Source organism: Rhizobium sp. NZLR8, assembly GCF_019685025.1.
Lineage (GTDB): Bacteria > Pseudomonadota > Alphaproteobacteria > Rhizobiales > Rhizobiaceae > Rhizobium.
Genome location: NZ_JABDVY010000002.1, coordinates 257,589 through 271,701, shown reverse-complemented (window position 1 = coordinate 271,701; position 14,113 = coordinate 257,589). Strand labels below are relative to the sequence as shown.

Here is a 14,113-nt window from a genome sequence, read left to right as displayed (position 1 = left end):
AATGAACATGGGCTCGCGCGGCTTTGCCACGATCGAAAATGAATGGATCACGCTGAAGGATGGAACACGGCTTGCCGCGCGCATCTGGATGCCCGACGGCGCGGAGCAGGATCCCGTTCCCGCCGTCTTCGAATTCCTGCCCTATCGCAAACGCGATGGAACCTGCCTCAGGGACGAGTCGACCTATCCAGTGTTTACGGCCGCAGGCATTGCCGGCGTGCGCGTCGATATCCGGGGATCGGGAGAATCCGATGGCGTCATCGATGGCGAATATACCGAGCGTGAGCTCGCCGATGCCTGCGAGCTGATCGCGTGGATTGCCGCCCAGCCATGGTCGAACGGCTCGGTCGGCATGATGGGCATCTCCTGGGGCGGGTTCAACAGCCTGCAGGTCGCAGCTCTGCGCCCGCCGGCGCTGAAAGCCGTCATCTCGCTCGCCTCGACCGTCGACCGCTACAATGACGATATCCACTACAAGAACGGCTGCCATCTCTCCGCCCAGCTCTCCTGGGCGGCGACGATGCTCGGCTACCAGTCGCGCCCGCCCGATCCGGCGCTGGTCGGCGAGCGCTGGAAGGAAATGTGGTTGGAGCGCCTGGCAGGCGAACCCTTCTTCATGGAGGAGTGGCTGGCCCACCAACGGCGCGACGATTTCTGGCGTCACGGCTCGATCGCAGAGGATTTTTCAAGCGTCGAGATCCCGACGCTGGTGATCGCCGGCTGGGCGGATGGCTACCGCAATACGCCGCTGATGGCGGTCGAGGGCTTGGGCGATAAAGCCAAGGCGTTGATCGGCCCTTGGGTGCATAAATACCCGCACTTCGCCTGGCCGAAACCCCGCACGGATTTCCATGGCGAAGCGATCGCCTGGTGGAACAAGTGGCTGCGTGGCGAGGACAATGGCATCGACCGCTTGCCGCAGGCCCGCGCCTATATTCTCGATGCCATCCGCCCTGCGCCCCGCCGCGATAGTGATCGGGGTTTCTGGATCGCCAAGGATGTCTGGACGCCGCCGCACATGCAATGCTTCTATGTCGAGCAATTCGGCAGGTTGACGGAGGGCATGCCGATCCCGCATGCGCCCGAGCATCCCGTCTATGTGAGCTCTCGGCTCGACATCGGGACGGCATCGGGTGAATATTTCACGCTGAAGCCGGATGCCGAAATGGCGATCGATCAGCGCTCGGACGATGCCGGCTCATTGGTTTTCGATACGATGCCGCTTGCCGGCGATTGCGACTATCTCGGCCGGCCGGTGCTGACGCTTGCGCTACGTCCCGGCGCGGCGGGTGGGAATCTCTGCGCCCGGCTCGTCGACGTCCATCCGGATGGCACGGCAACGCGTGTCGCCTTCGGCGTTGTCAATCTTACCCACCGTGACGGCAATGCCGATCCCAAGCCGCTGATTCCAGGCGAGACAGTGTGGATCCGGCTCGCGCTCGACGCCTGCGGTTATCGCTTCCGCAAGGGGCATCGCATCCGTCTTTCGCTTTCGACGGCCTATTGGCCGATGATCCTTCCGCCGCCTGAGGATGAAGGGGTAGAGATCGATATGGCATCGCTCGGCCTGGGGCTGCCGGTGCTCGGCGACCATCGCAGGATTGAAATCGAGGAACCGGCCAATCCCGATCCTCTGCCAAAATATATTGAACATGCGGCGGCTGCGACGAAACGGCAGGTCGTCCGCGACCTGTCTGCCAACCGGACGGATTATCGCATCCACGAGGATACCGGGCTCCACGAACATCCGCAGACGGGCCTGTCAACCCGGCAATTGCGCGAGGAAGTCTGGTCGATTTCACCGGATGATCCGCTGTCGATGACAGGAACATCGACCTGGACCTGCGACATGCGCCGCCCCGGCTGGTTCGTCCGCACAGTCTCAACGGCGCGGATTGCCTGCACTGCGACCGATTGGATCATCAGCGCCGTCGTCACCGCTTTCGAGGACGACGTGCAGATCTTCGAAAAGGTCTTTGCGGAAAAGCGGATCCGACGCGACCTGATGTGATCGTCAGGGCGCCGCGAAATGCCGGACGGCCTCGCAGACGGCATGGAAACCATCGCGTGCGCCATCGCTGATGTGGCGGGCGCGCAGCCAAGCATGCACCATTTGCGGCTCCTCCCGAAACCAGACTTCGACGCCCTCCGCGGTAAGCCGGGCGGCATAGTGCCGGCCGTCGTCGCGGAGAGGATCGAAATGCGCGACCGTGATGAAGGCCGGCGGCAGCCCGGCCAGCGAGGCTGCCTGCAGCGGCTCAGCGATCTCACTGCCTGCCGTCGCCTGCAGGATGTCGCGATAATAGGCGACATCCGCCGTCGTCAGCCCTGGGGCCTCGGCCATCTCGACGTAAGAGCCTGCCGTAAGGTCCCCGCCGAGCGCGGGGTAGATCAGGACCTGGCCAATGAGGCCGGACAGGCCCTCGTCGCGTGCACGCAATGCAAGGCCCGCCGCAAGATTGCCGCCGGCGCTGTCGCCGATCAGCACGACCTTGCTGTTGGCGGAAAGCAGATGCTTCAACACGGTAAAGCCGTCATCCGTCTGTGCCGGCCAGCGATATTCCGGGGCCAGCCGGTAATCGACGGAAACGAGTTCCGCGCCGGCAAAATCGGCAATCTCGGCGCAGATGGCATGGTGGCTCTCGAGCGACCCGACAACGAAGCCGCCGCCATGCAGATAGAGCAGGATGGTCCGCGTGACGATCTTCCGTGGGCGGTAGCGCCGAATCGGTATGCGCTGGAGCATGCCGTCCGCAAAGATCATCTCCGGGGGCAACGGTCGGTCGAAGCGGGCGCAAAGAGCGTCGTACCAATGCCGCTGCTGCTCGGCCGACGCGTCAACGGCGTCCGCGGGATAGAAGCTATCGCAGATCTCAAGAAACTGCAGGATGCCCTTTTCGGTGGGCGCAGGCGATGGAGCGGACATTGAAGGTCCTTTCGATTTGGGACATGCAGACCCATGTCCCTGGCCGACTCTGCGCTCATCATGCGTCAAGGTGACGGAGGCAATCTGTCTGGTCGCGACCCATAAATGTCGCGACACTCGATTATTTTGAACCCGCATTTCCAGATTTCGGCTTTTTTTCAAAAATCCGATATTTTTTCGTCATCGACCCAAGGAAAGCCTTCGGAGAAACGTCTCAATTCCGAAATAGCATCTTGCTGGATAGCTTGGGGGTAGGTGCGCATTGGATGCGGAGCTCATAGAACGAGCACAGGGCGGCGACCGGGAGGCCTTCGGGCAACTGGTTTCGCGCCACTATGATTTCGTCCATGCGGCGGCATGGCGGTGGTCGGGCAGTTCCACCGACGCGGACGATATTGCCCAGGAGGTTTGCGTCAAACTCGGCGCAGCCATTCGCGGCTTTCGTGGCGCCAGCCGCTTCAGGACATGGCTCTATACGCTGACGCTCAACGCGGCCCGCGACCATAGACGGAAGCTTGCGCGAGAAGAGCAGACATTTCGCGCATTCGCCGCCGAACCGCGGCAGGATGCGCCGGCCGCAAACGACGACGAGTTATCGAGTGAATTATGGGCAGCCGTGCGCGCCTTGCCGGAAAGGCAATGCGACGCCGTGCTGCTCGTCTATGGCGAAGGCCTTAGCCATTCCGCTGCCGCCGATATCATGGGCTGTTCGGAAACGACCGTGTCCTGGCAGGTGCATGAGGCGCGCAAAAGGTTGAAGGCCATGCTCGGCAAGGAAGAGGTATGACCGTGGACAAGGAACTTGAAAAGCTCTCCCGCCTCACCCCGCCGGCAGCCGATCCGGAGGCGCGCGTACGCGCCCTTGCCGCGGCGATGCAGGCCTTCGACGGCGCAGAAAATAATGTGGCGGCAGCCCAAGGAAATGCGAGAGGCTGGCGTCAAAGCTCCGTCATCAACTGGATATGGAGCCCAGCCATGAACAAGAAATTCCTTGCCGGTTCAGCGCTTGCGACGCTGCTTGTCATTCCCGCCGCCGGTTATCTCGTAGTCGAGCTGACCCGAAACGGATTGCCGATCATCGACCAGACTGAGATCGCCGGCAATCTTTCGCAGAATGGGACGTCGAAACCGGCCGAACCGGCAGGCAAGCCGGCAGACCCAGTTGCGGCTGCGCCTCAACTTCCCGAGGCAGCGGCCGAAGAGAACAAACTGGCTCGATCGTCAGCGGCCGGCAACGCCGAAGCGTTGCAGGACAAGGAGCAGCAAGCTGCCGCGAAAGCCAAGGCGCCGCAGACCTCTGAGTTCGATGCCGATGAAATGTCGACTCTTCTGAATAAGTCGGAGGGTTCCGCCACAACGCTCGGCGAAGCCAAACGCTCCATTGCACCCGGCATCGCCCCCCAACAGCAGCCAGCCGAACCGATGGCTGCTGTCGCCCCTTCCCCTGCTCCGCCGGCGGACGGACGTGTCCAGCTTCAGCTCGATCCCAGCCACGAGCGCTTTGCCAATGCCGCGGCTAATCCGATCAAGAGTGTCGCGACCGATCCGGTCTCGACTTTCTCAGCCGATGTCGACAGCGCATCCTATTCCTTCGTCCGCCGGTCGTTAACGGGCGGGGCGATGCCCGATCCGCAATCGGTCCGCGTCGAGGAGATGATCAATTATTTCCCCTATGACTGGCCGGGTCCCGATAAGGCCGAGCAGCCCTTCAAGGCGACTGTGACGGTGATGCCGACGCCGTGGAACCACGACACGGAATTGATGCATGTGGCGATCAAGGGCTATGACATCGCGCCGGCGACTGCGCCGCACGCCAATCTGGTCTTCCTGATCGACGTCTCGGGCTCGATGGACGAGCCGGATAAGCTGCCGCTGCTGAAAAGCGCCTTCCGCCTTCTGGTCAACCGGCTGAAGGCTGACGATACAGTCTCGATCGTCACCTATGCCGGCAATGCCGGGACCGTGCTTCAGCCGACGCGCGTGATGGAGAAGTCAAAGATCCTGTCGGCAATCGACAGGCTGGAAGCTGGAGGTTCGACCGGCGGCGCCGAGGGCATCGAGGCAGCTTACGACCTTGCCAAACAGGCATTCGTCAAGGACGGCGTCAATCGGGTGATGCTGGCGACGGACGGCGACTTCAATGTCGGCCCATCAAGCGACGAGGATTTGAAGCGCATCATCGAAGAGAGGCGCAAGGACGGCATCTTCCTCACTGTTCTTGGCTTCGGACGCGGCAATCTCAACGACTCGCTGATGCAGACGCTGGCGCAGAACGGCAATGGCAGCGCCGCCTATATCGACACCTTGGCGGAGGCGCAGAAGACGCTCGTTGAAGAGGCCGGGTCGACGCTGTTTCCGATCGCCAAGGACGTCAAGTTCCAGGTCGAGTTCAATCCGGAACGGATCGCCGAATACCGGCTGATCGGCTACGAGACACGCGCCCTCAACCGCGAGGATTTCAACAATGACCGTGTCGATGCCGGCGATATCGGCTCCGGCCACAGCGTCACGGCGATCTACGAGATTACCCCCAAAGGAAGCCCTGCGGTCATGAATGACGACCTGCGTTATGGCGCAGCCGACAAGGCGCCGGCACAGGCCTCCGATAGCGCTCATGGCGGCGAGCTTGCCTTCGTCAAGATGCGCTACAAGCGGCCGGGCGAGGATAAGAGCGCCCTCATCACCACACCTGTCGACAACGGCAACGTGGTCGCCACTGTCGACGCCGCGCCTCAGGATGTCCGTTTCTCGGTGGCCGTCGCCGCCTTCGGCCAGAAACTGAGCCGCAGCGCCGCCCTCGATGCCTATTCCTATCAGGCGATTGTCGATCTCGCGGCGGCGTCGCGGGGCACGGATCCGTTCGGCTATCGATCGGATTTCCTCGGGCTGGTCCGGCTGGCGGATGGCCTCAGCCAACGATAAGTGGAGAAGCGCAAAGGAGAGGCCGCCCGGAAAGGCGGCCTCTCCTGCTTGGTGTTTAGCCGGGTCTTGATCCATTGGCCGTAAGGTAGACAGCATAAAGGGACGTTGTTGCCGTGATGAACAGGCGATTCAATTTCTCGCCGCCGAAGGCGACATTGGAGACGATCTCGGGAATATGGATTTTGCCGATCAGCGTGCCATCCGGATCGTAAGCGTGCACACCGTCGCCGGCGCTCGTCCAGATCCTTCCCTTCCGGTCGACACGAAAACCGTCGAAAAAGCCCGAGGTGCATTCGGCGAAAATACCGAGATCGGTCAGCTTTCCAACGTCGGATACAGCAAGCTTTCGTATATGGCGCGGACCGCCTGATAGATGCGTACCTCCGGTGTCGGCGACATAGAGCAGCTTTTCGTCGGGGGAAAAAGCCAGCCCGTTCGGCTTGACGAAATCGGACGTCATCTGGTCTGTCGTGCCCGTTGCCGGGTCATGCCGGTAGACGTGGCATCCGCCGATTTCCTCTTCGCCGTAGTCGCCTTCATAGTCGTGAAGGATGCCGTAGCTCGGGTCGGTGAACCAGATAGTTCCATCGGATTTGACGGTGACGTCGTTTGGAGAGTTGAGCCGGTTGCCGGCAATTCGGTCGGCCAGAATGCTGATCTGGCCGTTGAAGTCGGTTCGCGTGACGCGACGCGTCAGATGCTCGCAGGTGATGAGCCGGCCCTGAGTGTCGACGGTATTGCCGTTCGAATTGTCGCTGGGGGCGCGGAAGACCGACGTATGGCCGCTGGTATGGTCGTAGCGCATCATTCGGTTATTGGGGATATCCGAGAAAACCAGATAACGCCCGGCGGCAAACCAGGCTGGCCCCTCCAGCCAGCGGCCGCCGGTCCAAAGCCGCTCGACGCGTGCGTGACCGACGAAGCAGCTTTCAAAGCGCGGGTCGAGAACCTCAAAACCTGTACCGTCAATTTCCCCGAACATCTGTTCCTCCGTTACTTTTGAATGTTATCGATATCATAATGTCGTGTTTCGCAGGCTTCGTACAGCCATCCGACCTGACGTCGTTCCTGTGTATTGCACCAGGAACGCAGGTTTTTGCCGGGGGAAGTGGCGCATTCTTGTGAAAATATCGATTGTGCGATGATAGCGATAACTTTATCGTGTCTGGATTGTCGAGCGCAGGAAGCGTGTTTGAAAGCGGAGACCAGTGAAAAACGAGGATGAGCCGAAAGACAAGCGTCTGAAGCCGGGGGACGCTCAAAAGCTGACGATGGCGGAGGTTGCCAAATATGTCGGCGTATCCGCCATGACCGTTTCGCGGGCCTTCCGCCAGGATGCAAGCGTTTCCGAGGAGACGCGAAAGCGCATCATGGAAGCTGTCGACGCGCTCGGCTACGTGCTCGACCTGTCGGCCGGCAGTCTCTCGTCAAGGCGCAGCGGCTTCATCGCCGCGCTGGTGCCCTCCATCAACAATTCGAATTTTTCCGACACCGCGCGCGGCATTACCGATGCGCTGGAGAATACCGGCCTTCAGCTTCTTCTCGGCTATACCGACTATGCGGCGGAGAAAGAAGAAGAGCTGATCGAGGCGATGCTGCGCCGTCGCCCTGAAGGCATTATCCTGACCGGTGGTTCGCACACGGCGCGGGCCCGGCGGATGCTTGCAAAAGCCAGCATTCCTGTTGTCGAGACCTGGGAGCTTCCAGAAGACCCGATCAATCATGTCGTCGGCTTTTCCAACAGCGAGGCGATGGCCCTGCTGGTGCGGGCGCTCGCCGGCCAGGGATACCGGAAGTTCGGCTATATCGGCGGAACGACGGCACGTGATACGCGCGGCAGCCAGCGGCGAAGCGGTTTCCAGAAGACTGTCGAAGAACTCGGCCTGGGACCGGGACGGATGATTTCCTTCGGCGTACCGCCGATCACCATGGAGCAGGGGGGCCAGGCGATCGTCAGCCTCTTGGAGCGTTGGCCGGACACGGAAGTCGTTCTCTGCGTCTCCGACCTTTCCGCTTTCGGCGCGATCATGGAATGCAAGCGCAGGGGAATGAAAGTGCCGGGTGATATCGCCATTGCCGGTTTCGGCGACTACGAGATATCGTCGATCTGTCATCCCAGCATCACGACTATCAATGTCGACTGTTACGGCATCGGCCGTCAGGCCGCCGCCCGCCTGCTGGACGCGCTGCAGGGCAGCGGCGAGGCGACCGGCGACGAGATCACATTGACCGGCTACAGGGTGGTCCTGCGCGAAAGCACGCGCCGCAGCGCCTAGAGCCTTTTCCTGGAATTGCTCTGATAGTTGGGGCGCCGATATCAGAAGGCGATCTGCACTTTCATCGATTTGCTGCGGTCACCTGCCAGCTCGAAGGCGGCAACGGCCTCGTCGATTGCAAAAACGCCCGTCAGCAGCGGTTTCAGATCGACGCGGCGCGCGTTGATCAGCTCGACGGCGAGCGCGAATTCCTCGTGAAAACGGAACGTCCCGCGCATCTCGATTTCTTTGGCGACGATCATGTTCTGTGGGATGGAGACATCACCGCCGAGGCCCAACTGCACCAGAATGGCGCGGGGCTTCAGCGTTTCCAGGCCAGCGCGCACGGCCCGCTCGTTGCCCGACGCCTCGAACATGACGTCGAAGTATCCCTTTTCGGCACTGTAAGCCGCAAGGTCGGAAGTATGGGTGGCAACATTGATCGTTCGATCCGCGCCGCTGGTGCGGGCGATGGCCAGAACGCTATCCGTCACGTCAGTCGCGACGATTTCGCGGGCGCCGAGAACGCGCGCCGCAATGATTGCCAACATCCCGATCGGGCCGCAGCCGGTGACGAGCACCCGTTTGCCCAGCAGCGATCCGGCGCGGTTTGCCGCATGTAAAGTTACAGCAAAGGGTTCTGCGAAGGCGGCCTCATGAATGGAAATGCCCTCAGTGACCTTGTGGCATTGCCAGCGCTCCGCCACCAGTCGCTGGCGAAAACCGCCCTGAATATGCGGCATCGGCATGGCGCTGCCATAAAACCGCATGTTGAGGCAGTGGTTCTGCTGTCCCTTCAGGCAATATTGGCAATGATTGCACGGCCGGCTTGGGGAAACCGCAACACGGTCTCCCATGGCAAGATCGGCAACGCCGGCGCCCAGTGCCTTGACCGTCCCGGCAATCTCATGGCCGAGAATCATCGGTTCGCGCAGACGAACGGTGCCGAAGCCGCCGTGATTGTAATAGTGCAGGTCGGAACCGCAGATGCCGCCGGCTTCGATGGCAATCTCAACCTGCCCCGCGCCTACAACCTCCGGCTCTCGCTCTTCGATCCTCAGATCCTTGGCGGCATGAATGACGATGGCTTTCATATCGAAATCCTTACACGACGGGAGTTGGAAGTGGGCGACCGGCAAAATGCGCAGCGAGATTGTCTCTGACCAGTTGGCCCATTGCCTTGCGTGTCTCGACGGTACCGGAGCCATGATGGGGCTGCAACACAACGTTTTTGAGCGTCAGGAAACGCGCATCGATCTTGGGTTCGTTCAGGAAGACATCGAGGCCTGCAGCCTGAATGCTACGGTCTTGCAGTGCGGCGATCAGCGCCTCTTCGTCGACGGTCGTCCCGCGCGAAACATTGATCAAAATGCCGTTGGGGCCGAGGGCTTTAAGCACATCGGCGTCGATGATCTTCACAGTCGCCTCCCCTCCCGGAACGATGACGATCAGAAAATCGGCCCAATCGGCAAGCGCCACCAGGTCCGGCTGGTAGGCATAGGCGACATCCGTGTGCTCGTGGCGAGTGAAATAGGCGATGTCGCAGCCGAAACCGGCAGCCCTTCTGGCGATTGCCTGGCCGATCCGGCCCATGCCGATGATCCCGACCTTCTTGCCGGAGACGCGCGTCACCAGCGGCATGGCGACACTGCCCCATTGGCCGGAGCGGACGAAAACGTCGGCCTGCGGAACCTGTCTCGCCGTGGCAAGCAGCAGCCCGATGGCGATGTCGGCGACATCTTCGGTGAGCACATCGGGGGTATTGGTCACGCGAATGCCATTGGCGCGGGAAAAGGACAGGTCGATCGCGTCGGTGCCGACGCCGTAACAGGAGACGATCTCCAGCTTCGGCAGTTGCTTCATCAGCTCGGCGGAGGCGCCGAGTTCACCACGCGTCGCGATGGCGCGAATATCCCTGCCGACCCTTACGATCAGTTCTTGCCGGTCTGCCGCTTCCCACAGGCGATGGACGCGATACTTCGCCTCCAGATCCACCATGTCCCACTCCGGATAGGCTCCGGTCATCAAGATTTCTACCTCAGGCATTCCGTCTCCATCCGGCATTTTGACAGTTGATTATGTTATCGATAACATATAATTCGAAGGCGGGATGTCAAGTGAGTTTCACCGCGAGCGGCGGTATAAGCGGTCATTCGCAGCGACACTGGAGGAGTTATTTGCATGAAGAACCTGTTTGATCTGACCGGACGGCTTGCCCTGATCACCGGCTCGAGCCAGGGGATCGGCTATGCCCTGGCGGAAGGCCTGGCCCAACACGGCGCCGAGGTCATCATCAACGGCCGCACGCCCGAAAGCGTCAAGCGCGCAGTCGAGAGCCTCAAGGCTCAGGGCCTGTCTGCCCATGCGGCGATCTTCGACGTGACCAGCAAGGATGCGGCCAAACAGGGCATTGACGCGGTCGAAGCCGATATCGGGTCGCTCGACATCCTGATCAACAATGCCGGCATGCAGTTTCGAAGCCCGCTGGAAGATTTTCCGGCGGACAAATGGGAACTGCTGTTGACCACCAATATTTCGAGCGTGTTTTACGTCGGCCAGGCAGCCGCCAAAGCCATGATCGCCCGCGGCAAGGGCAAGATTATCAACATCGCCTCGGTTCAAAGCGAACTCGCCCGCCCCGGCATTGCTCCTTATACGGCAACCAAGGGCGCGGTGCGCAATCTGACGCGCGGCATGTGCGCCGACTGGGCCAAGTACGGCCTGCAGATCAACGCGATTGCGCCAGGTTATTTCAAGACGCCGCTCAACCAGGCGCTCGTCGACAACCCCGAATTCTCGTCTTGGCTCGAGAAGCGGACGCCGGCCGGACGGTGGGGCAATGTCGAGGAACTGGTCGGCGCTGCCGTTTTCCTGTCGGGCGGCGGTTCGTCCTTCATCAACGGCCACACGCTTTATGTCGACGGCGGCATCACGACCTGCCTCTGACAGAGACGAGACAATGGACTTCGAAAGAAAGGCACCGCCTCTTGCCGTCGTTGTCATGGGCGTAAGCGGCTGCGGCAAATCCTCGGTTGGAGAGCGCATCGCCGCTGAATACGGCATGCGATTTGTCGAGGGCGATCAACTCCACCCCGTCGGAAATGTCGCGAAAATGGCTGAGGGCACCCCGCTCACCGACGCCGACCGGCTGCCCTGGCTCGACCGGATTGGTGAGGAAATAACCACTGCGCAAGGCGCGTCGCAGGGATTGGTGATCTCGTGTTCGGCGCTGAAGAAAGCCTATCGGGACAGGCTGCGGCAGGCGGCAAGCGGGCGTCTGGCCTTCGTTTTCCTGGAAGGGTCTCGCGATCTATTGCTGTCGCGGATGCAGGCCCGCAAGGGTCATTTCATGCCGGCGTCCTTGCTTGACAGCCAACTGCAGGCGCTGGAGCCGCCGGCCGGTGAACCTCACGTGGTGACGGTGCCGATCGATAATGTGTTGGACGATATTGTGGCGCTGGCTTGCAAAGGGCTGAGCGGCGTGGCTGTCAAGGGAGGGTTTCATGCAGTGTGACTATAGAGCAGATGTCGCCGTCATCGGCGCGGGCATCATGGGAACGGCGATCGTCAGCCGACTGATCGAAACCGGCCACAAAGTATCGGTCTTTGACCTGGATGCCGAAAAAGTTGCGGCATTAGCAGCCAAGGGCGCCCACGCGGCGAGTTCCGTGCAAGATGCGGTCGCGGCGTCGGAATTCTGCGTGCTCAGCCTCAATCATGCGAACATCGTGCGTGCCGTCGTCTTCGGCGAGAAGGGCGTTGCAGCGGCGGCGAGCGCCGACAAGCTGCTGATCGACATGTCCTCCATCGATCCCGCCGAGACCGCGGACATGGCGATGCGACTGCGCCGGGAAACGGGCATGGCATGGGTGGATTGCCCGCTTTCCGGCGGCGTGCCCGGTGCGCTGAGCGGGCGCCTGACGATCATGGCCGGCGGCAGCCCTGAGGATTTCGAACGGGCGCGCGTGGTGATGCGGCATCTTGCCGCCAATTACACGCTGATGGGCGGATCCGGCGCCGGGCAGACCACGAAGCTGATCAACCAGCTGTTTTGCGCCGTGCTGTTTCAGGCCGTCGCTGAAGCCGTCAAGCTTGCCGAAGCCGGCGGCGTCGATCCCTCAGCCATCCCGGCAGCTCTTGCCGGCGGTCGGGCGGACAATCGGATCATGCAGGAATTCATGGCAAAATTCGCCGCCCGGGATTTCTCACCGACCGGCAGGATCGACAACATGCTGAAGGACCTGGATTCGCTGCAGGCCTTTGCGCTGAAGACAAAGACGCCCTTGCCGATGACCGGCGCGGTAGTCGAAATCCACCGACTGCTCTGCGCCGCCGGGCTCGGGCCGAAGGACTCCGCCGAAATGATGCGCCTTCTCGACGGGCTTCAGCCCGGCTGACGCCAATCTTTATTCGAGATTGTCATCTTTCCGCTTGACCATCAGCAAATGTTATCGATAACATACAGCCAATGACAACCGCAGCTTTGGGAGGAGCCACAGTGGAAGCCAGGAGACTGCTGGAGTTCCAATCGATCACCAAGAGCTTCGGCGGCACGCAAGCGCTGCGTGATGTCTCGATCGATTTGCGCGAGGGAGAAATTCTCGCGCTGCTCGGAGAAAACGGCGCCGGCAAATCGACGCTCATCAAGACGCTCGCCGGCATCTACAAGCCAGATAGCGGCGACATCCTTTTCCGCGGCGAGAGCTACCACCATCGCCCCCCGAAGCCGAACGAGCGGCAGCCGGTTGCCTTCATCCACCAGGATCTCGGTTTGATCGAGTGGATGACGGTCGGCGAGAATATGGGCCTGTCGCAGGGCTTCTCGATGCGCCGCGGCCTGATCGATTGGAACAGGACGCAAGCGCGCGCCAAGGAAGCCCTGAAACTGGTTGGCTGCGATTTTGACCCCACCACGCGGGTCTCGACGTTGTCGCGCACCGAAAAATCGCTTGTCGCCATCGCTCGCGCACTTGCCGTCGAAGCTGACGTTCTGGTGCTCGACGAGCCGACGGCGAGCCTGCCCGCCGATGAAGTCGACCGGCTGTTCAATGCGATCCGTCCTCTAAAGGATCGCGGCGTCGGCATGATCTATGTCTCCCACAGGCTCGACGAGATTTTCCGTATTGCCGATCGGGTCGCCGTTCTGCGTGACGGATGCATGGTCGGACAGAAGCCGGTCAGCGAAACGGCGCCCGACGAGCTGGTGACGATGATCATCGGTCGCAGCGGCGATAGTCTCTTTTCCAAGGCCGCGATTACGCCCGGCAAGGCGATCGTCAAGGTTCGTGACCTCATCTGTGCCGGCACGAGCCCGATATCCTTCGATATCCGCGAAGGTGAGCTGCTCGGCCTGGCCGGATTGCGTGGCGCCGGCCAGGAACGGATCGGCCGGGCGCTGTTCGGTTGCGAGCCCTTCAACGGCACGGTTCTGCTGCATGACGAGGCCCCGGATCTTTCGAGCCCGCGACGGGCCATGGCGTCGGGGATCGGATTGATTGCCCGTGACCGGACGGAAGAATCCGTTGCTCTGTCGCTTTCCATCCGGGAAAATACCTATCTCAATCCAGGCGCCGTCGGCCGCGGGCTTTTGTCCTTCCTGTCGCCGCGCGGCGAAGCCGACCTTGCCCATGCGATCGGCCACACCGTCGGCCTGCGGCCGAACGATCCGGATCTGCCGGTCGAGGCCCTGTCGGGCGGCAACCAGCAGAAGGTGGTCGTCGGTCGCTGGCTGGCGACCGGCCGCAAGCTGCTGGTCGCGGAAGATCCGACCGCCGGCGTCGACATCGGCGCGCGTGCCGAGATCTACCGTCTGATCACCCAGGCGCTCGAGGCGGGTCTCGCGGTTGTCGTCGTCTCGACCGATTTCGAGGAAATCGCCCATATATGCCACCGCGCGCTGGTCTTCTCGCGCGGCAAAATCGTCAGCGAACTGACTGGAAGCGCCCTCACGACGGAGGCGGTCATCACCGCCGCCTCCGCGTCGGAAGCGGCTTGAGCCATCGGGAGAACA

General features: G+C 61.5%; 12 protein-coding genes. 8 read left to right on the top strand and 4 right to left on the bottom strand.

All coding sequences use genetic code 11. The annotated features are described in order from the left end of the window. The first annotated feature begins 7 nt into the window (after positions 1-7). A complete protein-coding gene (locus HJB89_RS05345; protein WP_409201821.1) occupies positions 8-2,011 on the top strand; it encodes a CocE/NonD family hydrolase in 2,004 nt (667 codons plus the stop codon). 3 nt (positions 2,012-2,014) lie between these two features. Here the strand turns inward: HJB89_RS05345 and HJB89_RS05340 are convergent, their stop codons facing one another. Beyond that, entirely contained in the window at positions 2,015-2,926 is a 912-nt protein-coding gene (locus HJB89_RS05340) for an alpha/beta hydrolase (RefSeq protein ID WP_221114920.1), read from the bottom strand. Between the two features lie 262 nt (positions 2,927-3,188). On the opposite strand from HJB89_RS05340, the gene HJB89_RS05335 reads away from it, so the two are divergent. Both HJB89_RS05335 and HJB89_RS05330 read left to right on the top strand, forming a co-directional pair. Further along, on the top strand, positions 3,189-3,713 hold the full coding sequence (locus tag HJB89_RS05335) for an RNA polymerase sigma factor (RefSeq protein WP_207584981.1): 525 nt from the start codon (positions 3,189-3,191) through the stop codon (positions 3,711-3,713). Beyond that, a complete protein-coding gene (locus HJB89_RS05330; protein WP_207584982.1) occupies positions 3,710-5,848 on the top strand; it encodes a VWA domain-containing protein in 2,139 nt (712 codons plus the stop codon). Before HJB89_RS05335 ends, HJB89_RS05330 begins: the two co-directional genes overlap by 4 nt. A gap of 55 nt (positions 5,849-5,903) precedes the next feature. Here the strand turns inward: HJB89_RS05330 and HJB89_RS05325 are convergent, their stop codons facing one another. After that, the gene (locus HJB89_RS05325) at positions 5,904-6,830 is read right to left on the bottom strand and encodes an SMP-30/gluconolactonase/LRE family protein (RefSeq protein WP_221149140.1); all 927 of its coding nucleotides are present in this window, start codon (positions 6,828-6,830) and stop codon (positions 5,904-5,906) included. Between the two features lie 226 nt (positions 6,831-7,056). Here HJB89_RS05325 and HJB89_RS05320 point away from each other — a divergent pair, with 226 nt between their 5' ends. Next, positions 7,057-8,124, top strand: coding sequence for a LacI family DNA-binding transcriptional regulator (locus tag HJB89_RS05320; protein ID WP_207584984.1), 1,068 nt, complete (start codon positions 7,057-7,059; stop codon positions 8,122-8,124). A 41-nt stretch (positions 8,125-8,165) separates the two neighbouring features. Here the strand turns inward: HJB89_RS05320 and HJB89_RS05315 are convergent, their stop codons facing one another. Together HJB89_RS05315 and HJB89_RS05310 are read right to left on the bottom strand one after the other, a co-directional pair. Next, positions 8,166-9,197, bottom strand: coding sequence for an L-idonate 5-dehydrogenase (locus HJB89_RS05315; protein WP_221149139.1), 1,032 nt, complete (start codon positions 9,195-9,197; stop codon positions 8,166-8,168). A gap of 10 nt (positions 9,198-9,207) precedes the next feature. After that, complete coding sequence (locus HJB89_RS05310; protein ID WP_221114916.1) at positions 9,208-10,149, bottom strand: 2-hydroxyacid dehydrogenase; 942 nt, start codon at positions 10,147-10,149, stop codon at positions 9,208-9,210. Positions 10,150-10,284: 135 nt separating this feature from the next. On the opposite strand from HJB89_RS05310, the gene HJB89_RS05305 reads away from it, so the two are divergent. The 4 genes from HJB89_RS05305 (at position 10,285) to HJB89_RS05290 (ending at position 14,098) form a co-directional block, all read left to right on the top strand. Then, complete coding sequence (locus tag HJB89_RS05305; RefSeq protein WP_207584987.1) at positions 10,285-11,049, top strand: SDR family oxidoreductase; 765 nt, start codon at positions 10,285-10,287, stop codon at positions 11,047-11,049. A 13-nt stretch (positions 11,050-11,062) separates the two neighbouring features. Continuing rightward, the gene (locus HJB89_RS05300; RefSeq protein ID WP_207584988.1) at positions 11,063-11,617 is read left to right on the top strand and encodes a gluconokinase; all 555 of its coding nucleotides are present in this window, start codon (positions 11,063-11,065) and stop codon (positions 11,615-11,617) included. Continuing rightward, entirely contained in the window at positions 11,607-12,500 is an 894-nt protein-coding gene (locus tag HJB89_RS05295) for an NAD(P)-dependent oxidoreductase (RefSeq protein ID WP_207584989.1), read from the top strand. Before HJB89_RS05300 ends, HJB89_RS05295 begins: the two co-directional genes overlap by 11 nt. A gap of 101 nt (positions 12,501-12,601) precedes the next feature. Next, entirely contained in the window at positions 12,602-14,098 is a 1,497-nt protein-coding gene (locus HJB89_RS05290) for a sugar ABC transporter ATP-binding protein (protein WP_207584990.1), read from the top strand. Positions 14,099-14,113 lie beyond the last annotated feature (15 nt).

Bases quoted from the DNA above. Each gene is read 5' to 3' on its own strand.
- HJB89_RS05345 (WP_409201821.1), top strand. From the start codon at position 8: ATGGGCTCGCGCGGCTTTGCCACGATCGAAAATGAATGGATCACGCTG.
- HJB89_RS05340 (WP_221114920.1), bottom strand. From the start codon at position 2,926: ATGTCCGCTCCATCGCCTGCGCCCACCGAAAAGGGCATCCTGCAGTTT.
- HJB89_RS05330 (WP_207584982.1), top strand. From the start codon at position 3,710: ATGACCGTGGACAAGGAACTTGAAAAGCTCTCCCGCCTCACCCCGCCG.
- HJB89_RS05325 (WP_221149140.1), bottom strand. From the start codon at position 6,830: ATGTTCGGGGAAATTGACGGTACAGGTTTTGAGGTTCTCGACCCGCGC.
- HJB89_RS05315 (WP_221149139.1), bottom strand. From the start codon at position 9,197: ATGAAAGCCATCGTCATTCATGCCGCCAAGGATCTGAGGATCGAAGAG.
- HJB89_RS05310 (WP_221114916.1), bottom strand. From the start codon at position 10,149: ATGCCTGAGGTAGAAATCTTGATGACCGGAGCCTATCCGGAGTGGGAC.
- HJB89_RS05305 (WP_207584987.1), top strand. From the start codon at position 10,285: ATGAAGAACCTGTTTGATCTGACCGGACGGCTTGCCCTGATCACCGGC.
- HJB89_RS05300 (WP_207584988.1), top strand. From the start codon at position 11,063: ATGGACTTCGAAAGAAAGGCACCGCCTCTTGCCGTCGTTGTCATGGGC.
- HJB89_RS05295 (WP_207584989.1), top strand. From the start codon at position 11,607: ATGCAGTGTGACTATAGAGCAGATGTCGCCGTCATCGGCGCGGGCATC.